The 23974-nt window shown below is 67.5% G+C and carries 21 protein-coding genes; 10 read left to right on the forward strand and 11 right to left on the reverse strand.

What is annotated here, in order from left to right; all coding sequences use genetic code 11:
• Window positions 1-369: 369 nt before the first annotated feature.
• Both NQ706_RS12990 and NQ706_RS12995 read right to left on the reverse strand, forming a co-directional pair.
• The gene (locus NQ706_RS12990; protein WP_051805686.1) at window positions 370-1149 is read right to left on the reverse strand and encodes an RNA-guided endonuclease TnpB family protein; all 780 of its coding nucleotides are present in this window, start codon (window positions 1147-1149) and stop codon (window positions 370-372) included.
• Window positions 1150-1310: 161 nt separating this feature from the next.
• The gene (locus NQ706_RS12995) at window positions 1311-2099 is read right to left on the reverse strand and encodes an NAD-dependent deacylase (RefSeq protein WP_038567194.1); all 789 of its coding nucleotides are present in this window, start codon (window positions 2097-2099) and stop codon (window positions 1311-1313) included.
• 131 nt (window positions 2100-2230) lie between these two features.
• On the opposite strand from NQ706_RS12995, the gene NQ706_RS13000 reads away from it, so the two are divergent.
• From NQ706_RS13000 to NQ706_RS13010, 3 genes are all read left to right on the forward strand, one after another.
• Window positions 2231-3109 (forward strand): siderophore-interacting protein, encoded by an 879-nt coding sequence (locus tag NQ706_RS13000; RefSeq protein WP_051805684.1) that lies wholly within the window; start codon window positions 2231-2233, stop codon window positions 3107-3109.
• 198 nt (window positions 3110-3307) lie between these two features.
• On the forward strand, window positions 3308-4468 hold the full coding sequence (locus NQ706_RS13005; protein ID WP_038567192.1) for an acyl-CoA dehydrogenase family protein: 1161 nt from the start codon (window positions 3308-3310) through the stop codon (window positions 4466-4468).
• A 3-nt stretch (window positions 4469-4471) separates the two neighbouring features.
• Window positions 4472-5536, forward strand: coding sequence for an acyl-CoA dehydrogenase family protein (locus NQ706_RS13010; protein ID WP_038567189.1), 1065 nt, complete (start codon window positions 4472-4474; stop codon window positions 5534-5536).
• A 134-nt stretch (window positions 5537-5670) separates the two neighbouring features.
• Here NQ706_RS13010 and NQ706_RS13015 read toward each other — a convergent pair whose 3' ends face one another.
• From NQ706_RS13015 to NQ706_RS13025, 3 genes are read right to left on the reverse strand one after another with little or no spacing between them, the layout of a single operon-like run.
• Window positions 5671-6951 carry an amidohydrolase gene (locus NQ706_RS13015; RefSeq protein ID WP_081873595.1) on the reverse strand — a complete coding sequence of 427 codons (1281 nt, stop codon included), beginning with the start codon at window positions 6949-6951 and terminating at the stop codon, window positions 5671-5673.
• Window positions 6944-9139: a prolyl oligopeptidase family serine peptidase gene (locus NQ706_RS13020; protein ID WP_235182008.1), complete on the reverse strand. Its 2196-nt coding sequence runs from the start codon at window positions 9137-9139 to the stop codon at window positions 6944-6946. The genes NQ706_RS13015 and NQ706_RS13020 overlap by 8 nt, the downstream gene beginning before the upstream one ends.
• Window positions 9136-10728, reverse strand: a complete 1593-nt coding sequence (locus NQ706_RS13025) for a circularly permuted type 2 ATP-grasp protein (protein WP_288756756.1) — start codon at window positions 10726-10728, stop codon at window positions 9136-9138. The genes NQ706_RS13020 and NQ706_RS13025 overlap by 4 nt, the downstream gene beginning before the upstream one ends.
• Window positions 10729-11021: 293 nt before the next feature.
• Here NQ706_RS13025 and NQ706_RS13030 point away from each other — a divergent pair, with 293 nt between their 5' ends.
• Together NQ706_RS13030 and NQ706_RS13035 are read left to right on the forward strand one after the other, a co-directional pair.
• Window positions 11022-11426 carry a hypothetical protein gene (locus NQ706_RS13030; RefSeq protein ID WP_200874240.1) on the forward strand — a complete coding sequence of 135 codons (405 nt, stop codon included), beginning with the start codon at window positions 11022-11024 and terminating at the stop codon, window positions 11424-11426.
• 13 nt (window positions 11427-11439) lie between these two features.
• Window positions 11440-12645 carry a cation:proton antiporter gene (locus NQ706_RS13035; RefSeq protein ID WP_051805680.1) on the forward strand — a complete coding sequence of 402 codons (1206 nt, stop codon included), beginning with the start codon at window positions 11440-11442 and terminating at the stop codon, window positions 12643-12645.
• An 872-nt stretch (window positions 12646-13517) separates the two neighbouring features.
• Here NQ706_RS13035 and NQ706_RS13040 read toward each other — a convergent pair.
• The 3 genes from NQ706_RS13040 to NQ706_RS13050 form a co-directional block, all read right to left on the reverse strand.
• A complete protein-coding gene (locus NQ706_RS13040) occupies window positions 13518-13937 on the reverse strand; it encodes a PIN domain nuclease (protein ID WP_404361056.1) in 420 nt (139 codons plus the stop codon).
• Window positions 13938-14128: 191 nt separating this feature from the next.
• Entirely contained in the window at window positions 14129-15478 is a 1350-nt protein-coding gene (gene gdhA / locus NQ706_RS13045; protein ID WP_038567184.1) for an NADP-specific glutamate dehydrogenase, read from the reverse strand.
• Window positions 15479-15710: 232 nt separating this feature from the next.
• Window positions 15711-16019 carry a nucleotidyltransferase family protein gene (locus NQ706_RS13050; protein WP_038567182.1) on the reverse strand — a complete coding sequence of 103 codons (309 nt, stop codon included), beginning with the start codon at window positions 16017-16019 and terminating at the stop codon, window positions 15711-15713.
• 458 nt (window positions 16020-16477) lie between these two features.
• Here NQ706_RS13050 and NQ706_RS13055 point away from each other — a divergent pair, with 458 nt between their 5' ends.
• The 5 genes from NQ706_RS13055 (at window position 16478) to NQ706_RS13075 (ending at window position 20602) form a co-directional block, all read left to right on the forward strand.
• A complete protein-coding gene (locus tag NQ706_RS13055; protein ID WP_235182007.1) occupies window positions 16478-16777 on the forward strand; it encodes a hypothetical protein in 300 nt (99 codons plus the stop codon).
• Between the two features lie 13 nt (window positions 16778-16790).
• Window positions 16791-17951 carry a cation:proton antiporter gene (locus tag NQ706_RS13060; RefSeq protein ID WP_038567179.1) on the forward strand — a complete coding sequence of 387 codons (1161 nt, stop codon included), beginning with the start codon at window positions 16791-16793 and terminating at the stop codon, window positions 17949-17951.
• Window positions 17952-18100: 149 nt separating this feature from the next.
• A complete protein-coding gene (locus NQ706_RS13065) occupies window positions 18101-18940 on the forward strand; it encodes an AbiV family abortive infection protein (protein ID WP_404361059.1) in 840 nt (279 codons plus the stop codon).
• Window positions 18941-19072: 132 nt separating this feature from the next.
• Entirely contained in the window at window positions 19073-19789 is a 717-nt protein-coding gene (locus tag NQ706_RS13070) for a hypothetical protein (RefSeq protein ID WP_051805676.1), read from the forward strand.
• 531 nt (window positions 19790-20320) lie between these two features.
• Window positions 20321-20602: a hypothetical protein gene (locus NQ706_RS13075; RefSeq protein ID WP_038567175.1), complete on the forward strand. Its 282-nt coding sequence runs from the start codon at window positions 20321-20323 to the stop codon at window positions 20600-20602.
• A gap of 171 nt (window positions 20603-20773) precedes the next feature.
• Here NQ706_RS13075 and NQ706_RS13080 read toward each other — a convergent pair whose 3' ends face one another.
• The 3 genes from NQ706_RS13080 to NQ706_RS13090 all read right to left on the reverse strand — a co-directional run bounded on the left by NQ706_RS13080 (window position 20774) and on the right by NQ706_RS13090 (window position 23759).
• Window positions 20774-21601 carry a hypothetical protein gene (locus tag NQ706_RS13080; protein ID WP_167539827.1) on the reverse strand — a complete coding sequence of 276 codons (828 nt, stop codon included), beginning with the start codon at window positions 21599-21601 and terminating at the stop codon, window positions 20774-20776.
• Between the two features lie 140 nt (window positions 21602-21741).
• Window positions 21742-23145: a response regulator gene (locus NQ706_RS13085; RefSeq protein WP_038567172.1), complete on the reverse strand. Its 1404-nt coding sequence runs from the start codon at window positions 23143-23145 to the stop codon at window positions 21742-21744.
• The gene (locus NQ706_RS13090) at window positions 23145-23759 is read right to left on the reverse strand and encodes a HAMP domain-containing sensor histidine kinase (protein WP_038567169.1); all 615 of its coding nucleotides are present in this window, start codon (window positions 23757-23759) and stop codon (window positions 23145-23147) included. The genes NQ706_RS13085 and NQ706_RS13090 overlap by 1 nt, the downstream gene beginning before the upstream one ends.
• Window positions 23760-23974: the final 215 nt, after the last annotated feature.

A 23974-nucleotide genomic window follows, 5' to 3' on the forward strand; every position in this document is an offset into this window, starting at 1 on the left:
GGGGCCGACGGTGGCTCGCGCCATCGAAGCGCACGCCGCGCGGGCTCATCTCCGCGTGCGCGGGGCCGACGGTGGCTCGCGCCATCGAAGCGCACGCCGCGCGGGCTCATCTCCGCGTGCGCGGGGCCGACGGTGGCTCGCGCCATCGAAGCGCACGCCGCGCGGGCTCATCTCCGCGTGCGCGGGGCTGACGCTCGGTCTGCTCAGATACCTCGTCGGACATGGGGCTCATCTCCGCGTGCGCGGGGCTGACTAGTGGTCGAGGTCTCCGACGCGAACGTGATCGGGCTCATCTCCGCGTGCGCGGGGCTGACCCTTGCGGGGTGTTGTGTTTCCGCGCTTGTCAGTTGGTGGGGGAAGCGTTTGCCTTCACTTTCGCTTCCCCGTGGGGGGAGATGACCGGACGCGATTACTCGGCCGGGGTGGCCCACCTCGCGGTGGGTCTTCCCGCTTCGCAGAACGCAGCGCGACAGATGTCTCGTTGCGCACTCCACGGGCGTTTTGCGACTCCTCCATGCCGGGGGCGTCGTGGGATGCGAGAGCGGCGCGAAGGACGTTCTTCGCCGCGTTGACGTCACGGTCAAGCACTGTGGCGCAGTTCTCGCAGTGGTACACGCGTTCCGACCGGGGCAGATTGGCTTTCTCAGCCCCGCACGTCGAACACGTCTTGCTCGTGGGAACGAAGCGCCCTGAGGGCAGGAGCTGCGATCGGTACCACGAAGTCTTGTAGGTGAGTTGTCGCCGCATCTCGGCGAAGCTCGCGTCGAGGATGGAACGGTTGAGGCCCGCTTTCGCGGCGACGTTGCGGCCAGGCTTGTCGATGGTGCCTCGTGCGCTGCGTGTCATGCCGGCGACGTTGAGGTCTTCGACGGCGACGACGGCGTGCGAGGTCGCGAGCTGCTTGGTGATGGCGTGCAGGGTGCTCGCGCGGTGCTGGGCGACGGCGGCGTGCTCTCGCGCAAGACGGGCTCGAGCCTTGATGCGGCCCGTCGTGGGTGTGACGTGCTGGCCACGCGCCGCCAACGAGTCACCGGGCACGACGGCGGCGAACAGCGCCGAAGCCGCGAGGATGCCGCCGGACGCCCACGCCATCGGAATCGGGCCGACCCTGTCGACGAGGCGACGCGTCGGCAGCGACGGCAGATACATCGCGCCGACGTGCAGGCTGATGATGAGCCCGACTTACGCGAGGTCGTGATGGTGCGCCTTCAGGTGGATCGAGCCCGCCGACGAGCACGCAAGCCTGCCGCGTGGCCCGCGACGCGCAGCGTCGGCCCGGCCTTGCACTGACCAGCGGGCGCCCCGACGCGTCACGCCTCACCCCGGAGTGCAGAGACGAGCGCGGGCAGCGCGGCGGCGGCGGGCGCACGCCAGACGAGCGTCGCGTCGTCGCTCAGTTCGGTCTCGGCGGGGTTGATCTCGACGACGGGCACGCCCCGCGTCAGCGGCCGGTACGGCAGCCCGGCCGCGGGCTGCACGACCCCAGACGTGCCGACGCTGAGGACGAGATCGGCGTGCTCGAGCGCGGCCTCGGCGTGCGCGAACGGCTCGTGCGGCAGTTCTTCGCCGAACCACACCACGCCGGGGCGCACCGCTGCGCCACACACCGGGCAACGCGGCGGGGCCAACCGCTCGACGGGGTCGGACGTCAGCGCGAGTGCGGCGTCGTCGGCTTCGTCGAAGGGGGTGTCGCACTCAGAGCAGCGCAACGCGAAGATGCTGCCGTGCAGGTGCGCGAGGACGCTGCTGCCCGCGCGTTCGTGGAGGTCGTCGATGTTCTGCGTGACGATCCACAGGTTCGCCCGCTCGGCGTCGGCCCAGTCGGCGAGTGCGCGATGGCCGACGTGGGGCTGGACATCGCGAATGAGCTTGGCCCGCCAGCGATACCAGGCCCAGACGAAGTCGGGGTCGCGCTCCCACGCGTCGATCGTCGCGAGCTCCTCCGGGTCGTGGCGCTCCCACAGGCCCGTCTGCGCGTCGCGGAACGTGGGGATGCCGCTCTCCACGCTCATCCCCGCGCCCGTGAGGACGACGACGTCACGCGCGTCGCGCGCCAGGTCGAGGACGGTGTCGAGGGGTTCCGAAGCTGGCGTGGGCATGCATCAGCGTAGGCGCCACCCCACCTGCAAGGTCGCTCGCGCCGCCGAGACGCCCCGACCGAACGTGCCCCGGACCAGACGATCACATAGGTTAGGTAGACCTCATTCATCGCGACGACGCGGAGGCTCTCATGCCCCTCAGGACGATCGAACGCGGGATGCATGCCGCGTACTCGGCGGCCGCCTCGCTCACCATGGCCCTGCCACCGGAGCGCGAGACCTGGCCGACTACACCCGCCGAGGTGCGCGCCGTCGAAGCGCTGTGCCCGGCCTTCACCCGCGTCACCCTGCACGCAGAGATGTTCCGCACGCTCGAACTCACCGGCCCCGACGAGTACTTCGGCCTCTTCATGCCGCCTTCCGGCGCACCCGTCGTCACCCCGCCTGATGACGAACGCGACCCCCGCAGCGCCGTCGCCGCCATGGACGATGCCGTGCGCCCGCAGCTGCGCTGGTACACGATCCGGATGCTGCGCCCCGAGCACGCCGAGATCGACGTCGACATCGTGGACGTCGGCCACGACGGGCCTGGCGCGCGCTGGCTGCGCGACGTCAGGGTCGGTGACGTGGTCGGGGTGCGCGTCCAGTCTGCGCTCTACAGCGCCGCGCCCGCGGGCGGGCATCACGTGCTCGTCGCCGACGAGACGGGCCTGCCGGGCCTGCTCGCCATCGTCGACGCAGCCCGCGAACGGGCGACGAAAGAGGGTGAATTCGCGCAGGACGCGCAACCCCGCCTCACCTGCGTCGTCGAGGTCCCTGATGCGACATACCTGCACCCGGAGGTCGCCGACGCCGGCATCACCGTCGTGCAGCGCGGCACGAATGCGTCCGGTTCGGCGGCCGTCGCGGCACTCGTAGACCTCGACGTCGACGACGCCGACTACGCGTGGGTGTGTGCGGAGGGCAGCGCGGTGGCCGCGATCAAGCGTCACCTGACGAAAGAGCGCGGCCTGTCGCGGCGCGCCATCACGGCGAGTGGCTTCTGGTCGGTGGGCCGTCCGCGTCCGTGAGGACCGCCCCCGACCGCCCGCCGACTCCTCGACGACGTACGCCGAACTCATGAAGTCGAACTCCGACCTCGCCTGAGCCCCTTCTCCGACACCGTACGTCTGTCACCGCTGAGCCCCGCCCTATTGAGCGATGCTCAACAAGAGTGATAGACAGGGTGAGGCGCGTCACGGCGCCACGTCCCCGAGCAAGGAGCCACGGTGCAACGGACACTACGAGACGAGGACAAGGCCCTGCAGCGCGAGCTGCGCGCTTTTGCCGAGAGCTTCCCCGACCACATCAAGACCGGATACATCGCTGACGGCGAGGTGGTGCCCGAGTTGCTGCGCGAAGGTCAGCGCATCCTCGACGACGCCGACCTGGCCGCACCCCACTGGCCGACCGAATGGGGTGGGCGCGGCTGGGACGAACTGCAGCTGCACATCTACCGTTCCGAACTGCAGCGTGCCGGCGTGCCGATGCCGCTCGCGTTCAACACGAGCATGGTCGGCCCCGTCATCGCCGCGTTCGGCTCGCAGGAACTCAAGGAGCGTTTCCTGCCGAAGACGAAGAGCTGCGAGATCTGGTGGTCGCAGGGCTTCTCCGAGCCGGACGCCGGCTCCGACCTCGCGTCCCTGCGCACGACAGCGGTGCGCGAGGGCGACGAGTACGTCGTCAACGGACAGAAGACGTGGACGACGCTCGGGCAGTTCGGTGACTGGATCTTCACCCTCGTGCGCACCGACCCGAGCGCCGACAAGCCGCAGAAGGGCATCTCCTTCCTGCTCATCGACATGTCCTCCCCCGGCCTCACGGTGCGCCCGATCAAGCTGATCGACGGCCGTCACGAGGTCAACGAGGTGTTCTTCGACGACGTCCGCGTGCCCGCCGACCAGCTCGTCGGCGAGGAGAACCGCGGCTGGGACTACGCGAAGTTCCTGCTCGGCAACGAGCGCACGAGCGCCGCGCCCGTCGGCTCGATCAAGGCGGCGCTCGCCGCGGCGAAGGAGCACGCGAAGGCGACACGCAGCCCGCACGGCACCGCGCTCGACGAGCCGCTGCTCGCCGCGCGCTTCGCCCAGCTCGAGGCCGAGGTCATGGCGCTCGAACTGACGGTGCTGCGCGTCGCGGGTGACTCGCGTGACGGGCGCCCCGACCCGGCGTCGTCGATCCTCAAGCTGCGTGGCAGCCAGCTGCAGCAGGACGTCTACGAACTCATGGTCGACGTGGCCGGCGTCGACGCCCTCACCTGGTACACGGGTGAGTGGAGCAGCGAGACGCTGCCGCGGTATCTCAACTACCGCAAGGCGTCGATCTACAGCGGTTCCAACGAGGTTCAGCGCAACATCATCTCCGGCGGCATCCTTGGACTGAAGGGCTGAATCATGGACTTCACACCCACCGAAGAACAGCGCGCGTTGCAGAGCGCGGTGCGCGACCTCGCCTCGAGCCTCACGCCGAAGGACACCGGATCCGGCGCCCCCGCCGGCCCGCAGCCGTTCGACGCGGACGCCTGGGGCAAGCTCGCCGAGATGGGCCTGCTCGGGCTCGCATTCGCCGAGGACAAGGGTGGTTTCGGCGCGTCGGCCATCGAGGTGACGCTCGCCGCCGTCGAGCTCGGCGCGGCTCGCGTCACGCTCCCCTACGCGGATGCGATGGCGGCTGCGGCGGCCCTCGACGCGGCGAACTCGCCGCTGCTCGCCGACGTCATCAGCGGCGAGAAGCTCGTGCTCACCGCGTTCGGCGAGTCGGGTGCGACGTGGTCACCGGCCGCGAGCGCCCGCACCGCGTCGGGTAGCGAGCTGGCGGGTGAGGCTCGCGGCAACACCGACCTGTCGGCGGCGGACGCCATCGTCACGACCGCCGGCACGGGCGACGACGTCGAGGTCTACCTCGTCGAATCCCCCACCGTCGACGGCCCGAAGGTGACGCTCGACGGCGCTCCCGCGACGCGACTCGGCGGCCGCGAGGTGCTCGACGCCGCGCTCGCACTGGGCAACGTCGCACAGTGCGGCGAGGCGCTCGGCGCGATGGGAGCCGCGCTCACGCTGACGGTCGAGTACCTCAAGACGCGCAAGCAGTTCGGCGTGCCGATCATGCGGTTCCAGACCCTCACGCAACGCGCCGCCGACATGTACGTCGGCGTCGAGCTGACGCGCAGCGCCGTGCTCTACGCGGCGATGGCGCTCGCCGACCCCGGCGAGGGCGACGACGCGCTCGACCTCGACGCCATCGTGTCGCGGACGAAGTACCTCGTCGGCACCTATGGCCGGCTCGTCGGACAGGAGGCGATCCAGTTGCACGGCGGCATCGGCATGACGGCCGAGTACGCCGTCGGCCACTACACCTCGCGCCTCGCGACGATCGAGCGAACCTTCGGCGACACCCGTCAGCACCTCGCGGCCCTGGCGGCCGGCGTCGGCGATCACACGTCGGTCGACGTCGTCTGAGACTGCTCGTACGACGAACGCCGGGCGGCGAATGACGAACGGCGGGATGAGCATCCAAGCTCGTCCCGCCGTTCGTGTGTCATGCGCTCGTCGCCGACATGTCAGACCCGCGGCACAGTGTCAGCCGCGCGTCATCACGACGCGTTCGACGACTCGTCGCTCGCGGCATCGCGGTCGAGTCGCGCGAACCGGTCGAACACGGCCGCACCGATGGGCAGCGCGCGCTCGTCGAGCATGAACGCGGGGTGGTGCAGGTCGGTCTCGTCGCTGTCGCCGTCCCAGACGCCGAGGCGCAGGTAGATGCCGGGGATCTCTTCGGTGTACCAGCCGAAGTCCTCGCCACCGGACGACTGGTCGGCCTCGCCGACGCCGTCCTCGCCGAGGACGTCGGTGACCGCCTGGGCCGCGAGCTGCGCGCACGCCTCGTCGTTGACGACCGGCGGCACACCTTGCACGTAGTTGACCTCGGCCTTCACGCCGTACAGCTCGGCGATGCCCGAGATCGCGGGCGGCACGACGTCGGGCAGCTGCGCCCACGTGTCGCGGCTCGCGGAGCGGACGGTGCCGACGAGCGTCCCCTTCGACGGGATGACGTTCGCGGCGCTGCCGCCGGCCTGGATCGAGCCCCACGTCATGACGGTGCCCGAGCGCGGGTCGATGCGGCGGTCGATGACCTGAGCCGCGCCCGTCGCGATGCTCGCGAGCGCGTAGATGAGGTCGCCGGTCTCGTGCGGACGCGCGGTGTGCCCGCCGTCGGAGGTCAGCGTCACCTCGATCTTCGCGTTCGAGGACGTGATAGCGCCCGCGTGCACACCGACGTCACCGACGACGCGGTGCGGGTCGCAGTGAAGCGCGATGATGCGGTCGACGCCCTCGATCGCGCCGTCCTCGACGCAGTCGACGGCGCCGCCGGGCATCTGCTCCTCGGCGGGCTGGAAGATGAGGCGGACGGGGCGCGGCGGCGGGTTCTTCGCGAGCAGCGTCGCGGCGCCGAGCAGCATCGCCGTGTGCGCATCGTGGCCGCAGGAGTGGCTGGCGCCCTCGTTCGTCGAGGCGAACTCGAGGTCGGTCTCCTCATCCATCGGCAGCGCGTCGATGTCGGCGCGCAACGCGACGAGGTCGTCGGCCGTCGCGTCGTCGGCGGCGGGCACGTCACAGATCAAGCCGGTGCCGAAGGAGAAACGTCGCACCTCGAACCCGAGACCGTCGAGCTGTTCGGCGACGTAGTCCGTCGTCGCCTTCTCCTCATAGCTGAGCTCGGGGTTGGTGTGCAGGTGGCGGCGCCACTCGACGAGCTTGTCCCGCAGGTTGTCGTCGATGCCGTCGTACGCCAGGGCGGCCTCGTGTGCCGCGTCGACGTCGGGCTCGGAGTTCTTCCCACCCGTGTTCGCGTCGTTCTTGTCGGAGTCACTCACCGAAGATCCTTTCGCAGAAAGCCAAGACCCGCTGTTCCATGTCCCAGCGGTTGTTGAGACGTTCGAACTCGTGCCCCTCGTCGGGGAACAACAGCATCTCCGTCGGCACGCCCCGCGAGGCGAGCACGCCCAGCGCCTGGTAGGCCTCGGAGACGGGGACGTTCGAGTCGAGCTGGCCGTGGATGAACATCACGGGCACGTCGACGCGGGAGAACTGACGCAGCGGGGAGGCTTGCGCGAGCAGGTGCCGGTCGAGCTTGGGGTCGCCGTACTTGGGCATCGCCGCGGAGGCGATCCACGGGTCGGTGTCACGGTAGAACGTCTCGAGATCCGACATGCCGCACGCCGCGATGCCGCCGGCCCAACGCCCGGCGTGCCGGGTGAGCGACGCGTGCACGAGGTATCCGCCGTACGAGCGGCCCATGATGACGGCCTGGCCGTCGCGGGTGATCCCGGCGTCGATGAGATGGTCGAGCGTGTCCTCGGCGTCGTCGATCGCCGCGAACCGGCCGTAACGGTCGTCGGCCTGTGAGAAGCGCCGCCCGCGTCCTGCTGAGCCACGCACGTTCGGCAGGAACACCGAGTGCCCGGTCGCCGCGAGCTTGCGCAGCACGTTGTTGTAGTCGGGGCGCGCCTGTCCCTCGGGGCCGCCGTGGAAGTAGACGACCGTCGGGGCGGGCTCGCTCGACGCAGGCCCGACGGCCCGGTAGAGCCACCCGGACAAGCGCATGCCGTCGCGCGCCTCGTAGTGGAGCAATTCGGGGATGATGTCCGCTTCGCCCCACGCGGACAACACCGGCCGGCCACGTTCGTCCGTCGGGCGCACGGGTGACATCGTGTCGAGGTCGTCTTCGTCGGCCAGTGCGTCAGCGCCGCTCGCGCCGACGTCGTCACCGGTCACTGAGTGCCCGGCCACCTCGTCGTCCGAGCTGCCCGCACGGGGACGGTTCTCGGCGACGCTCTCACCGACGGCGTCGCTCACCGCTTCGTCGACCGCCGTTGCGACAGCGCGGAACTCGTCGCCGACCCAGCGTCGGGCGGCCACGTCGTAGACGACGACGGTGGGCGGAAACTCGGGTCCGGCGACGGTGAGGGCGAGCAGCGACCCGTCCGCCGTCAGCGACGGCGTCGTCGCGATGAGCGACGGCAGCTCGGGCAGGTCGACGACGCGGGCGCGCCCACCCGTCAGGTCCACGATCTGCAGGTCGCACCACCCCTCGTCGTTCCACAGGACGGCCGCCACGGAACCGTCCAGGGAGACGGCGAACTCCTCGACGTCGGCGTCCTCACGTTCGAGGAGCACCTCGACGTCGTGGGCGTGCTCGGTGGGGGTGAGCCGCAGGAGTCGGAAGCGTTCGGCGCTGTGGTCGCTGCGCACGATGAAGCTGGGGCGATCCCCGTCGAACGTGACGAATCCGCGGTCGGTGGTCGAGCCGTTGTCGACCGGCATGAGGGGGCGCCAGGTGCCGTCGTCGTCAATGGCCAGGAGCTCACGGTTGCCGCGCGAGCCGACGCGGAACAACGAGACGTTGCCACGCGAGTGCGTCAGGGCGCCGCCGGTACGCCGGTCGACGACGCGCGTCTCCCCCGTCACCGGATTGAACAGGCGGCCCTCGACGGTGCCCTCGCGGTCGAAGACGGAGACGGCGACGAAGTCGTCGTCCCAGCTGACGAGCTCGACCGTCTCGTACGCGGCGAGGTCGACGGTGTACGAGTTCGCGTCGTCCGGGTCCGAGGTGACGAACCAGATCTGCTCGCGGTCACCACCGTCCGGTGCGACCTCGCAGGCGAGCCAGTGCCCGTCGGGTGAGTACAGGACGCGCCGCACACCACCTTCGACGGGAAGACGCACCTCGCGCTCCTCGCCGACGATCGGAACCCCGTCGTCGTCGAGCGGCATCTGCAGTGCGAAGGGAAAACGGTCCTGTTCGACGACGACGCACGCGAGCAGTCGGCCGTCGGGTGAGAGCGCAGGATCCTTGACGTAGCGGTCCAGCGTGCGCGGGCGCGGCGCCTCCCGGCGTTCGACGGGTGCGGCATGCGTCATGAGGGCGTGCGTCTCGCTCGGCTCGGGATGGGAGGTCGGCTCGGTCACGTCTGTGAATCCTAGAGGGCCGGGCGCCCACACCTCCAGGCCGAGGGCGCCCTGGTTGCCTCGCGCGGCGCTCGACTCGTCGGGTGCGGTCATGCGTCGGGGCCGTCGTCGGCGCCGACGTCGCTGCGCAGGATCCAGGTGTCCTTGCCGCCGCCTCCGCGCGAGCTGTTGACGATGAGCGACCCGGCCGGGGCAGTCCGCGTCAGGGCCGCGGGGACGGTGTGGGCCGTGAGGTCCGCGGCGTCCAGCCCGCGCACGTCGGCGTCGTCACGACCTGGCGCCGGGTGCGCCTGACGCACGTGGACGAACGCCCGCAGGTCGACGTGACGGCGCTGCAGCGCCCACTCGCCGTCAGCTCCGGCGGCGTAGGTGGGCAGCGTCGAGAGACGGATGACGTCCTGCGCGATGAAGCGTTCGGGGTGGGCGCGCAGCTCGTCGGCACGTTCGTCGAGTTCGGCCTGCGAGCACTCCGGACCGACGGTGATGCCCGATCCGCCGTAGCCGTCGACGGGTTTGACGACGCGTTCGGCGAGGTGGTCGATGACGTGTTCGAGCTTGCCCGGCTCGTGGCAGCGGTCGGTCGGCACCTGCTCGAGCATCGGCTCCTCGTCGAGGTAGAAGCGGATCATCTCGGGCACGAGGGCGTAGATCGCCTTGTCGTCGCCGACGCCGTTGCCGAAGGTGTTGACGAACGCGACGTGCCCCGTCGCTATCGCCGTCTCGAGGCCGGGGCCGAGGACGACGCCGTCAGAGCCCTCCGCGGTGAACAGCAAGTCTTTCTCGATGCGGGCGTACACGACGTCGATGGGGTAGGTGCTCTCGCCGTCGCTGTGATGAAGACGGCCGTCGGTGATGGCGAGATCGGCGGGCGTCAACACGGGCATACCGACGAGTTCGGCGATCCGGCGGTGCTCGAACCAGGCCGAGTCTGAGCTGCCGGCGCTGACGAGCGCGAGGCGCGGCTGCTCCAGCGACGACGCGTGCTGCGGCGCGGCGACGCGCAAGGTGTCGCGCAGCATGTCGAACGCCTCACGCGGGTCGTGCAGGTCATAGGGCGCGGCGACGTCGGAGTGGACGGCCTGCGTGATCTCGCGCAGCACGTGCGAGAAGACGAGCCCTGACGGCACGCGCAGGTTGTCTTCGAGCACGAGCCAGCGTCCGCCCTCGGTGCACACGAGATCCATGCCGCAGATGTGGGCGCGCACCGCGCCGGGCGGCTGGAGGCGGCCTTCGTCGACGTATCCAGGTGAGCGTTCGAGGTCGGCCTGTTCGACGATGCCGGCCTCGACGATGCGGCGGGGGCCGTAGACGTCGTCGAGGAAGGCGTTGAGCGCACGAGCCCGCTGCTCGAGGCCGGCGCTCAGCGTCGCCCACGTGTCGGGGTCGATGATGCGGGGAAACGGGTCGATGGGAAAGACGCGGGGCTCGTCCTCGCCAGTGACGCGGAACGTGATGCCCTCGGCCTGTTCGATCGCCTCGGCCTGCTTCTGGCGGGTACGCAACTCGGCCGCCCCGAGGCTCGAGAACCGTTGAGCGGCAGCGCGATAGGCGGCCCGCGGTGAGCCGTCGTCCGCGAGCGCCTCGTCGCAGCCCGTCTCATCACTCGCGTCGGCATCGATCGCGCTGGGGCGCGACGATTCCCGACTCGAGCGGGCGGCGGGCGGCGGGGCCGATGCGTTCATTCCTCATGTATACGCCGCGCGTGTGTCCGGCATAAGGCGATTCGCGTTTCCCCTGCGTTACGGGGCCGTTCATTCACGCGCGTGTCGACGCTCGCCGCGCCGCTCGGCGTGGGGCTCTTGCCGTCGGTGCGGTGTCGTCTCGGCGTGGGGCGATGCCGTCGCGGTGCCGGTGCTGTACCGGGCCACCGGCGTCCCCTGCGCAGCGCCACCCAGCCGAATGCGGGCTGAACGTCTGCTGGGAGGAGGGCGTCGGGCATTCCCCTGTGGCCGCCGCGGTCGTAGGGTCGGGGCTCATGACGAAGACGAAGGTGCCCGCGGTGGCGTGGCAGGAGACACCCGAGGCGCACGACTATCCGGCGGCGGCGTCGTATCTGTCGCTGCTCGCCGGGGAGGCGACGGTGACGGCTACCGTCGAGGCGTTCGAGCACGCCGAATCGGCGCACTTCAAGGCGAAGGACATCCTGCGCGCCTCGCGCCTGGCTCTGCTGCCGACGGACCACCCGCACGTCACGTCCGATCTGAAGAAGATCGCCGGAGGCATGGCGCTCAGCCCGGTGCTGCTCGTGCGGGGCGACGCGGCGAGCGGACGCGACGCGATCATCGCCGACGGCTACCACCGCGTCTGCGCGAGTTACCACACGGACGAGAACACCGACGTGCCTGTGCGCATCGTCGACCTCGCGCACCGTTCCGCCTGAGGTCGCGACGGCCGTGAACTTCGCGCAACTCGCTCTCATCTGTCTCGTCGCGGTGCTCGGGCCGCTGTTGTCGTTGCCGCGTGCCGTGAGGTTGCCGGTCGTCATCGGCGAGCTCGCCGTCGGGCTTGCGCTCGGTCAGACCGGCGCGCGGGTGCTCGATCCGCATGACAGCACCTTTGCGTTTCTCGCCGACGTCGGGTTTGCGCTCGTCATGTTCGTCGCCGGCACGCACGTGCCGGTGCGCGACAAGGCGCTGCGCACGGGCGCGCAGATCGGCGTGGCGCGGGCGGTCGCCGTCGGGGTGCTCGCTGTGCCCGCGGGATGGGCGATCGCGCACGTGTTCGGCACCGGACACGCGGGGCTGTACGCGGTGCTGCTGGCGAGTTCGTCGGCGTCGATCGTCATGCCGGCGCTGCAGGGCATGCCGCTGACGGGCCCGTCCATCGTCGCTATGCTGCCGCAGTTGGCGCTCGCGGACGCGGCGTGCATCGTCGCATTGCCGTTCGCGATCGACCCGGCGCACATGTCGCGGGCGGCGATCGGCGCTGCCGCGGTCGTGGCGGTGTCGCTCGTCGTGTTCTTCGTGCTGCGGTTCGTCGAGCAGCGCGGGTATCGACGGCGGGTGCACGAGGTGTCGGAGGATCGCGGGCTCGCGCTGGAACTGCGGGGGACGCTGACGATCCTGTTCGCCGTCGCGGCGCTCGCGCAGTGGCGGCACGTGTCGATCATGCTCGCGGGATTCTGCGTCGGGTTGGCCGTCGCGGGGGTCGGTGAGCCGAAGCGCGTCGCGAAGCAGCTGTTCGCGCTGACGGACGGGCTGTTCGCGCCGATCTTCTTCGTGTGGCTGGGGGCGTCGCTCAACCTGCGTGACCTCGCGGCGCACCCGGACGCCGTCGCGCTCGGTCTCGTCCTGGGGTTGAGTGCCCTCGTCGTGCACGGCGTGATGGCGGTGACGAAGCAGCCGTGGCCGGTCGCCGTCACGACCGCGGCGCAGATGGGTGTGCCCGTGGCGGCTGCGACGACAGGGACACGTCTCGGGGTACTGCGGCCTGGCGAGGACACGGCGATGCTGATCGGCGCGCTCGTGACGATCGTCGCGACGGCGGCCCTCAGCGGTCCGCTGGCGAAGGTGGCGCAGCAGGACGGCCGCGTCGATCCGGGTAGGCCTGCTCAGGAGCGGCCACGGACGAGCGCCGGCCAGACCCGCTCGGGGGCGTAGGCGCAGTCGGACGCCGCGGAGGCGCCGACGATGAGGATGACCGCGACGTTCGTTGCCGCGCCAACACCTCTTCGGCCGGGGGGGAAGGTCGGCGACTCCGCGTCGGGCGATGCGATCCAGCCGCACCGAGCGGTCGGCAACGTAGATGGTCTCCTTGTGAGCCTGCGTCGACTCGCAGAAATATGAGTTACGAAGGGCGCGTTTGACGACGATGTCGACATCTCGCTCGACAATCCGCTTCAGGTCCTCACGCAAGCCACAGAAGTCCTGCAACGGGTGGATTCGACCGGGCAGAAAGTCGACGGGAAAGTAGACATCGCTCGTCCCACGAAAATCGCCTGAGACCGCAGCGCAGAACACCCACAGCTCTGAGACGCCATGCCGCTGCGCGCGCGACTTATCGCATCCCGCTCCAGGCGAACGGCAGCACTCGTGAGACCAGCATCCGCCCTCGAGCGGTGCCCGTAGCTACGAACAGCGGCGCCCCGATGCCTTCGAGAACGCGTGATGATGTGCTCAGTCCGCGCAGACGATGCTCATGTCGACGTCGCGGATGTCGCCGAGTGTCAGCAATCGCACCTTTTGCCGGCGCCGCAGCTTGCGTGCGAACGCCTGCCGGACTTCGCGGTTCTTTCCGCGCCTGCATTGGGGCAAGAACAGCCCGTGTGGATCCTCTGCCGAACCATTCTTCCGCTCCGCTCACTATCGTCGAGCGCACTCACCGTGCGGATCCGGCCAGCAGAGCCCTGCAGAATAGCTCACGGCAGGCGCGCGGGTCGCCAGAGAACTGTCGTCTGGCTGCCGTTGAGGCGAAGGGCACTGATCGTCGTCATGTCGAGTCATGTGTGGGCGGCCGATAGAACCTCCCCACATCAAAGAAGGGCGAGCGTCTCCACGGGTTGGCCGGTGATCGTGGCGATCAGGTCGAAGTCCTTGTCGATCGCCAGGACGGTCAGCCCAACTTTCTCCGCGGTCGCGGAGATGAGCAGATCCGGAATGGACGGGGCGCGGTGCTGGCCATGGTCGGCGAGGAGCATCTGCACCTCGAAAGCTCGATCCTCCATGGCGGGCGTGAGGTGCTCGATCGGCATGAGCGAAAGCGGCGGCAGTCCGAATGCCTCGCGTCCCGCGTCACCCGAGCGTGCCGAAAAACCCAGTTCGAGCCGCGTCATCGCCGGCAGGTGGAGCAGGCCCCGCTCGATGCGGGAATTCCACTCAGTCATGTTCTGCGCCTGACCTGCTTGCATCCGCACATACGCCGACCTGTCGGCGAGCCAGCTCGTCACCGCCATGCCGCATCCATTACATCGGGGTCGCCGAGGTCTTCAAAGGCCGCTGACGAGCGGCTCCCGTCACCGGCCCCGATCTTCACGGGGCGTCGCCGGAGAGACGTCCTGCTCCAGTCGTCGACGCAGGAATTCGTTGCGCGATAGCCCTGGAGCCGCCGCCCTCGCGTCGATGCGCTCGACGGCAAGGACGGCGATCAGACGACGCCGAGCGCGAGCATCGCGTCGGCCACCTTGACGAAGCCCGCGATGTTCGCGCCGCGCACATAGTCGCCCGGCACGTCGTAGGCGTCGGCTGTCTCCTCGCAGGTGCGGAAGACGCCGTTCATGATGGCGCGCAGGCGTTCTTCGGTGTGGTCGAACGACCACGAGTCGCGGGAGGCGTTCTGCTGCATCTCGAGGGCGCTCACCGCGACGCCGCCGGCGTTGGACGCCTTGCCGGGCGCGAACAGGACGCCGGCCTCCTGCAGCAGGGCGGTCGCTGCGGGCGTCGTCGGCATGTTGGCGCCTTCGGCGACGGCGATGCAGCCGTTGGCCACGAGGGTGCGCGCCGCGTCGTCCGGGAGCTCGTTCTGGGTGGCGCAGGGCAGGGCCACGTCGCACGGCACGTCCCAGATGCTTCCTTCGGAGACGAATCGGGCGCCCTCGTGCTCGTCCGCGTATTCGCTGATGCGTCCGCGCCTGGATTCCTTGAGTTCGCGCATGGCGTCGATGTCGAGGCCCCGCTCGTCGACGACGTAACCGCCGGAGTCGCTCATCGCGACGACGGTGCCGCCCAGCTGGGTGACCTTCTGTGCGGCGTAGACGGCGACGTTGCCGGAGCCGGAGATGACGACCTTCGCGCCGTCGAAGGAACGGTTCTGCGTCGCGAGCATGCGTTCGGTGAGGAACACGAGGCCGTACCCGGTGGCTTCGGTTCGCGCCTGGGCGCCACCCCAGGTGAGGCCCTTGCCCGTGAGCACTCCGGCCTCGTAGCGGTTGGTGATGCGCTTGTACTGGCCGAAGAGGAAGCCGATCTCGCGGCCGCCGACGCCGATGTCGCCGGCGGGCACGTCCGTGTATTCACCGATGTGGCGGTACAGCTCCGTCATGAACGACTGGCAGAAACGCATGATCTCGGCGCCGGAGCGGCCCTTCGGGTCGAAGTCGGAGCCGCCCTTGCCGCCGCCGATGGGCATACCGGTGAGCGCGTTCTTGAAGACCTGTTCGAAGCCGAGGAACTTGACGATGCCGAGGTAGACGCTGGGGTGGAAGCGCAGGCCACCCTTGTATGGCCCGAGCGCCGAGTTGAACTCGACGCGGAATCCGCGGTTCACCTGCACACGGCCGTCGTCGTCGACCCATGGCACGCGGAAGATGATCTGACGCTCGGGCTCCGCCAGACGCTCGATGATGCTCGACTCGACGTAGTCGGGGCGACGCTTCAGCAGCGGGCCCAGGCTGGCGAGCACCTCGTCGACGGCCTGGTGGAACTCAGCCTCTCCGGGGTTGCGGCGCAGGATCGTCTCGCGCACGGTTTCGAGCTGGGGTTCGAGCCGCTCAGGCATGTGTTCTCCTCATCGTGGTGTCCCGCCACCTTACGAGCGGATGCCTGCGACGGCGATGTGACGTTGGCCCGGTTCGGAACTCCACTCGAATGTGGGTGAGTCACGACTCGCCGAGGAGCCTTGCCAGTTCTGCGCTAACGCAGTGAGACGCGAATCGACGACCGCCCACACGATCGCGTGATCGATCACCCCGTACTGATGGCAAGGATGTTTCGCATTCCATAGAGGCGCTCTAGACGTCGGCAACATAGACAACCTCCGCCTGCGCGAGAGCTGAGTCACGGAAATACGGGTTGCGGATGGCGCGCTTCACCACGAGGTCAACATCGCGTTCGAGGATCCTGCTCAGGTCGTCACGGAGGGCGCAGAAGTCCTCCAGCGGATCGGGGCGATCAGGAAGGAAATCGACCAGAGAGTCGACGTCGCTGTTGTGATGAGAAGTCCCCGCAGCAGCTGAGCCGAACAGGGACAACTCGGCCACGCCGTGACGTTCTGCGACGCGGCTGATCGCCTCGTGGTCCAGGCTCACGACGGAAGGCATGCCCTGCGTATCGCACCGCAGGCTGGATCGACCACAGCACCGGCGGACGCCCGCGACGGGTCGCCTGCGTCCACCACAGGGATCGAGTCAGTCCGTGTAGCCGATGCTCATGTCGACGTCGCCGATGCCGCCGAGTGTCAGCAGTTGCACCTTCTGCCGGCGCCGCAGCTTGCGTGCGAACGCCTGCCGGACTTCGCGGTTCTTTCCACGCCTGCATTGAGGGCAAGAATAGCCCGTGTGGATTCTCTGCCTAACCATTCTCCCGCTCCGCCCACCATCGTCGAGCGCACTCCTCAGAGACTCGTCCTCGCGGATAGAAGTGAGGTGCGCAGCCAACTCACGACCGATATCGTGTGGCACCGCACGATAAAACGGGCAATCGGACGTGTACATGCTCAGGCTGGCCCCGAGGCACGTCGGCGGCGGCGTAACTGTCGCTGCTCGCCGGCGAGGCGACGGTGACGGCTACCGTCGAGGCGTTCGAGCACGCCGAATCGACGCACTTCAAGGCGAAGGACGTCCTTCGCGCCTCGCGCCTGGCTCTGCTGCCGACGGACAACCCGCACGTCACGTCCGATCTGAAGAAGATCGCCGACGGCAGGGCGCTCAGCCCGGTGCTGCTCGTGCGGGGCGACGCGGCGAGCGGACGCGACGCCATCATCGCCGATGGTTATCACCGGGTCTGCGCGAGTTATCACACGGACGAGAACACCGACGTGCCTGTGCGCATCGTCGACCTCGCGCACCGTTCCGCCTGAGGTCGCGACGGCCGTGAACTTCGCGCAACTCGCTCTCATCTGTCTCGTCGCGGTGCTCGGGCCGCTGTTGTCGTTGCCGCGCGCGGTGAGGTTGCCGGTCGTCATCGGCGAGCTCGTCGTCGGGCTCGCGCTCGGGCAGACCGGCGCGCGGGTGCTCGACCCGAATGACGGCACGTTTGCGTTTCTCGCGGACGTCGGGTTCGCGCTCGTCATGTTCGTCGCCGGCACGCACGTGCCAGTGCGCGACAAGGCGCTGCGCACGGGGGCGTCGGTCGGCGTGGCGCGGGCGGTCGCCGTCGGGGTGCTCGCCGCGCCCGCAGGATGGGCGATCGCGCACGTGTTCGGCACGGGGCACGCGGGGCTGTACGCGGTGCTGCTGGCGAGTTCGTCGGCGTCGATCGTCATGCCGGCGCTGCAGGGCATGCCGCTGACGGGGCCCTCGATCGTCGCGATGCTGCCGCAGTTGGCGCTCGCAGACGCGGCGTGCATCGTCGCGTTGCCGTTCGCGATCGACCCGGCGCACATGTCGCGGGCGGCGATCGGCGCTGTGGCGGTCGTGGCGGTGTCGCTCGTCGTGTTCCTCGTGCTGCGGTTCGTCGAGCAGCGCGGGTATCGACGGCGGGTGCACGAGGTGTCGGAGGATCGCGGGCTCGCGCTCGAACTGCGGGTGACGCTGACGATCCTGTTCGCCGTCGCGGCGCTCGCGCAGTGGCAGCACGTGTCGATCATGCTCGCGGGATTCTGCGTCGGGTTGGCCGTTGCGGGGGTCGGTGAGCCGAAGCGCGTCGCGAAGCAGGTGTTCGCGCTGACGGACGGGCTGTTCGCGCCGATCTTCTTCGTGTGGCTCGGGGCGTCGCTCAACCTGCGTGACCTCGCAGCGCACCCGGATGCCCTCACGCTCGGTCTCGCCCTGGGGTTGAGCGCTCTCGTCGTGCACGGCGCGATGGCGGTGACGAAACAGCCGTGGCCGGTCGCCGTCACGACCGCGGCGCAGATGGGTGTGCCCGTGGCAGCCGCGACGACGGGGACGCATCTCGGGGTACTGCGCCCCGGCGAGGACACGGCGATGCTGCTCGGCGCGCTCGTGACGATCGCCGCGACGGCGGCCCTCAGCGGTCCGCTGGCGAAGGTGGCGCAGCAGGACGGCCGCGTCGATCCGCCACCCACCCCTTAAACATTGAAGCGGAACTCGACCACATTTCGGACATTGCTCACGTTTGACCGTGAGTCACGGCTCTGCCGCCTTCACGGCCGAGCCATGTCGCTCTCGTAGCGTTCAAGCACCATCGAACAGCGTCACAGTTCTGACGTCAGACTGTACGCATGGCACGTAAACAACACCTCCCCGACACCCTCGTTCCCGCGCAGGTCATCGCATTGCAGGATGCCCTCCTGGCAAACGCGAACCGACTGCTCGAGGCTGCGCGGAGGTCAGTCGAGGCAGAAGACTTCCCGCTGGCGCGCTCGCTTGCAATCCTCGGGATGGAGGAGTCGGGAAAGGCCATCGCCCTACACCAGCGTCGTGCCACCATGACACGTGCTCCGGAGGGCGAAGCCTTCGTCAACGACGAGCTGAAGGAACTGTGGGCCCGCCATACCCTGAAGCTCGAGGCAGTGCACGCCTTCCTCGTGGCCGAGGAGTACTGGTTCGGCGCTGGGCCCTCCGATCCCGTGGAAATCGAACTCGCGCTCGGCGCGATCGCTGACTGGAAGCAGCGGCACAACGAGATCAAGCAACGCGGGTTCTATGTCGACGTCTCCGAGGGCGGGGACCCTATCTCTCCTGATGAGACCGCGAACGCCGACGCCGTGCAGGCAGTGATCGGGCAGGTCCACCAAATAGGTTGGCAGTTGCGTCTCGGCGAGCACATCGAGGGCAAGAAACAATTGGAGTCCTCGCAGGACGTGCCCCCAGCTTCCGAGGAGGAAGTCGAGAACATGTGGAGACTGATGCGTCGCGTCGAACCCAAGGTCGTCGAGAAGATCATCGCGACCATGCGGCAGGGAACCAAGGGGACAAAGCTCGCCAACTCCGAGTACGCGTTCATGCTGCCGACCAACCCGTTCGAAAACGTCGGGCGACCGGGCTACGAAGCACATGATCGCGAGCTGGCGGCCCTAGCAGAGGATCTTGCGGCGGACGAGGATAGCGACAAGGGGTGAGGCTGAAGGCAGGTCCAGCTTCCAGTTCGTCGCGACCGGCTGCCGCCTGTGCACTTTGCTCTGCATGTCGCCTCGGCAGAGGCGGCTAGGCCAATCTGCGGGAAGGTTGGGGTCAAGGTGGATAGTGGTCCCATGGACCAAGAGACAACAGGCGCAAGCAGGCTCCCGCGGGAGCCGAAGCCCGTGCCGCCCGGCAGCTCCCCAACGAGGTTCCCGGACCTGCTGCCAGCGCGTGGCCAGCTCGACGAACTCCGGCGGCAGCACCTCGATGTCGCGGCACTGCCCCTCACCGTAGACGACGGACAGCTGTACCCGACGGACTTCCTCGTCACGTCCATGGTCCAGCGAAGCTACGGCGTCGTGGACGCCCTGATCGATGCCGTCGACTCCTACAACATTCACGCTGCGGCACCCCTGCTGCGGCTGCAGCTCGACACGCTGTTCCGCGCGCACTACGCCGCCAGCGGCCCCAACTCCGACGACCTGGCCATGAGGCTGCTGGCCGGCGAGGAGTTCCGCAAGATAAAGGATGCTGAAGGCAGGAACCTCAGCGACGGCCGGTTGAAGGACCTCGCCGCGGCAGCCCACCCCTGGGCGCCGGCCGTCTACGACAAGACCTCGGGCTGGGTTCACTTCTCCCTCAGCCATATGATGGCCACGGTGCAAGTCTCCGGAGAGCGTGATCTCTTCATGGCCGTGCCCCTCCGGGCCCATGTCATCCCGCAGTCGCTGTGGCACGACGTCTACGGTGCCTCGATCCGGGCCACTGAGGAGTTCTTCCTCTACGTGCGCAGCTGGGCCGCGCGCAAAGGGATGCCGCCTGGCGAGCTGCGCGGGCTGTCCGGCTGAGATCCCGTCGTCGGCCGAAGTCGATCTGCGGCATGTCGAAGAGTCGAACCATGACCTGGTCGCGTTGATGTGCTCACCGGCCTTCACGCGGGGCGGCGAGCCCCGCAGGAGCCACCCCTCACCCTTGTGCCGGGGCAGCAGCTCGGTGGCGCCGAGGGGTTCACGTCCCCGGCCTGCTTGTCCCTGGGCAGCGACTACGAGGCAACGAGGTTGACCTGCTGTTCGGAGCTCATTCCATGCCTGCAAGCATCACACGTTGAAGCGGAACTCGACCGCATTACGCAACTTCAACGACCATCAGCGAGCCGCTTGCGCGACGCGACAAGCTCCTGGCCACGAGCCATTTTGGCCTAATATTGAACCGAAACGCGACTCGAGTTTCACGTAACAAAATGGTAGCCGCTGTGAGGTTCTCTCGTGATCTGAGGCTCAGCGGCCACAGCTGACTGTCGACTTGGCCGCGACCTCTTAAGATCGGTCTATGCGAAACCGCGAGCTTGACCGCGCCATTGATTCGTTCGAGGACCAGCGTTGATCGGGCAGCTATTCACCGTCAACCTCAGCAATGTCGTTCCCGCGGCAATGGCCGAGGTAATGAGGGACCTGGCCTCGGATGCACCGGTGGAGATCACAGCCCGGCAGCACGACAACGGAATCGATGCATTGATCCTGGTTGCGGGCCGCGAGATCGTCGTCCGAGAGAGCACGATCGTTGCATGCCTCAAGGCGGATGACGTCAGGGCTGCGGCGCAGGACTCGGTGAGTCGGCTGGCCACCGAGATCTGGCATTTCGTCGACGAGGCGTTGGGGTAGAGCAGCAAAAGAAGAGTCCCACGATCGAGTTGATCGCGCGAGTCTTCTGAATTCTGTTGGTAGATCAGTTGTGCTGCGAGCCGACCCGCAGTGACAGGCCGAGCGTGGCCGCGATCTTGAGCAGCGTTGCGGTGTTCACATCGCCACCACCTTCGAGCGGCCCGACGTGACTCACGTGCGGACGGTCGCCCTGGTCTTCCGCTCATTACCAGTGGCATCCGTCCAAGTCACCACACACTCAACGGCGTCCGGTGATCCCGCTGCCAGCAGCAACGGGAACCGGGCCTCCTGGCCCGGCGGGATGGTGCCCAGCGGACCGTCCTCTCGGTGCCCGAGGAAGAACGCTTCCTCGGGCAAGTTCTCGAGCGCAAAGTCGACGTCCGACGCGGGGCCTCGGGAGGTGTTGTGGAGCACCAGCGACCAGTGTCGCTGAGTCTTCACACGACCCTTACTGTCGGACTTCACGCTTTCACGCACCTCAGCGCGGGGCCATACTCCTTCAGAGGGGTCTGGCCCCTCCGAATCCTTGTCCTTCGAGGCCTCAACGGACTGCTGGAACTTTGCCGTTGCTCGACTGAGGAAGTTGTTGAGATGGCCGACGAGGGCTCCGTCGTTCCCGTACTCGAAGACGAGCGCCGACTTGCGCAGTTCCTGCAAATAGGCGCTGAGCCGCTGTCGCTCGTCCAGGGCAGCCCCGTTCAACGGCGGTCGCGCGGCCGTGTTCACCAGGACGGCAACAGATTTCCCAGCCGCGACGAGAACCCTGATCTCCTCGGCCGTCCCCGACTCGGCCTCCCCGGAGGCCATGCCCAGTCGGTCATGGAAAAGTGCCACCGCGAGGTCAGCTTCGTCGACGATCTGATGATTGAGAATGGCCTGCGGTCGTTCACCGAATTCCGCCACGGCGTGCTCGGTCCAGGAGACCGGCAGCACCGTGAGGCCGACGTGGCGGCCGAAATTGAGGTTCCATTGGCTGATCGTCTTGCGGATGGTAGCCATGTCCCCGAGAGGCACATCCCCTGGTGCCGAGATGAGCAGATGGAGAGCGAGGGTGGGATAGGCCATAGGTCAAGGTCCTTCTTGATTGGTGATTGATGCGGAGTCGTCGCAACGGTCGATAGCCGGGACCTCAAAAACAATCAGGATTCGGTGACATGCCGATGCGCCAACCTCACCATCGCTTCAACGCGACCTCGCAACGTCGCACTCTCTCGAACATTTTCGAACCGCAACTGACGCACACTGTAGGCCATTACAAGGCTCCAGTATTCTCGAGCTGACGAAGTCCGTGCATCTATCCATTTAGAAACACACGCGTACCACTCCGGTGACGGTGACTGAGCAGCGAATGATGCATCACCAAAGTGGTCGGATATGTCCTCGACCGACGGCCACATGGATTCCAGCCACGGCGAGTCGGGATGCACCCAACTGGAGAGCATCAGAACCATCGGGTCCCTCAGCGCGCTCGAATACGCATTCTCGTCCGAATCGATGATAACCGGTGAGTTATCACAAACTAGAACGTTTGAAGCGTGCAGATCCGTATGGCTCATCACCGATGCAGTACTCAGCCAGATCTCGGGTGAGGGGATCGCCAGCCCGAGATGGTCCAGTTGCTCAATGAACCGATCCCACGACAAAATCTGCGCCACCAGGTCGCGAAGCGTCACGGAGGTTGCTGGCAGCCGCTGAAGGGAATCGAGTTTCACGCAAAGCGCCTCAGTCGCACTCGCTGCCCGTGCGTCGCTTGATCCGATAAGACTCATCAAGGACGCGGGCGAGTCCCCCGCCAACTGCAGAATTGTGACGACGTCACCGCCCATTAGGCCAGTGATCACCTCGACACGGCGTGCAATGGCTTCTCTTGCAAGCAGGTCTTGCAGCCCCCCGGCCGCTGGAATTGCGTTGCCAGCCTTCGCCACGACATCAGCGATGGGCCCGCTGGGTGAGACCAGCTCACAGCGCCACACTGGTGCACCCGTAAGACCACCGGCCAGGGCCTTCGCCGAGATCGACGAGGCTCCGTAGTGGTGAGCTATCCGTCGGAGGACTCGCTTCTGGTGAGCGCCGCGATCCAAATCAACGGCTACTTCGATACGCTCGAACCTGGCAATCAGTTCGCGAAGCTCGTTGATCGCGTCTTGAAACTTGTCAAACTGAGTCTTCCGCAACACCGAGACTCGATCCACGCGATGATCACCGTGTTGAAAAACGAGCCCCCCGCCCTGCACTGTCGACTGTAGGTGATCGAAGTCTGTATGGCCGCTGAAGACGATAACCCGTGAGTCCGAGTGAGTTTGGCTCACGATCCTAAATAGCTCGTCGCCTAACTCATCGACCGCTCTCTCGCCCGTCCGCATAGGAAGTTTACGGTCGAGCACGAAGAGATCGACGTCGAGCTCGGTTCCTTCAATAAAAGGCAGGGCGCTTTCAACCGACTCGAACGAATGTAGTTTGAAACCCGCCTCTATGATGGTGGACGAAGCTTCGGCCAGTTGCTGCGGGTCGTCGTCGACCAACACGGCGATCGGGTTCGCCATTAGCGAATCCCCCCTGTGAGTGTAAATGTTGCGAGACCACTACGACCAGCGATCCTAAATCCGTAACCGAGCTTCTCTGCCGCGGTCTTGATGAGGGACATTCCAATTCCCTGGTGGCCGCTCTTAGTCGAGATACCCGTCGTCTCAACATCCTGGACGTCGAATTGCGCTCCGGAGAAGGGGTTCGAAACTCGAACCCAGAATCTTTCTCCGACGACGCTCCAGCTCACCTCGATTCGCCGATCATCGCCAGACTCCAGCGCGGCGTCGATGGCGTTCTGGTATACGTTTGCGAGAAGGATCTCAAGTAGCCCGATATCGGTCATTAGCCTGGCGGGCCGACAGCCGAGATCTGCAGCAACGGAGAAGGTCGCCTCCGCAGTCATGTCGGGCCAGAACTCCCTCAGTGCGCGCTCAAGATCGCACTCAGATAGCTCCAGGTCGGATTCCTTCCGTATCAACGCAACGAGAGCGTCCAGCCGGCGCTCCAGCCTGTTGATCGCATCGCTGGTGCGGCTCCGGGGATATTCGCCTACCTCCGCGCTGGCAGCCTTCCGGATCCATCCGATCGGGGGTGATAGCTCGTGTCTAATCAAGCGGGCCAGTTCAGGCACGTTCCCATGATCCGAGGCTCCGGCATAAGCAGACGTTTCGCTACGAGGTGACGCCAACGAGTCTCGGGCCAGAAGTACATCGTTAAATGGCTCTTCACGAACGAGGGTGTAGCGCGGGTCTGAACCCTCCGGCTTCGAGCAGCGACCGAGCGATGTAGTGGGTGAGGTTGCGGAATCCGAGGGCGGAGCCGCGGAGGTGTTCGAGTCGCCCGTTG

The organism is Dermacoccus sp. BD5 (assembly GCF_044878485.1).
In the GTDB taxonomy this organism is placed as follows: domain Bacteria; phylum Actinomycetota; class Actinomycetes; order Actinomycetales; family Dermatophilaceae; genus Dermacoccus; species Dermacoccus nishinomiyaensis.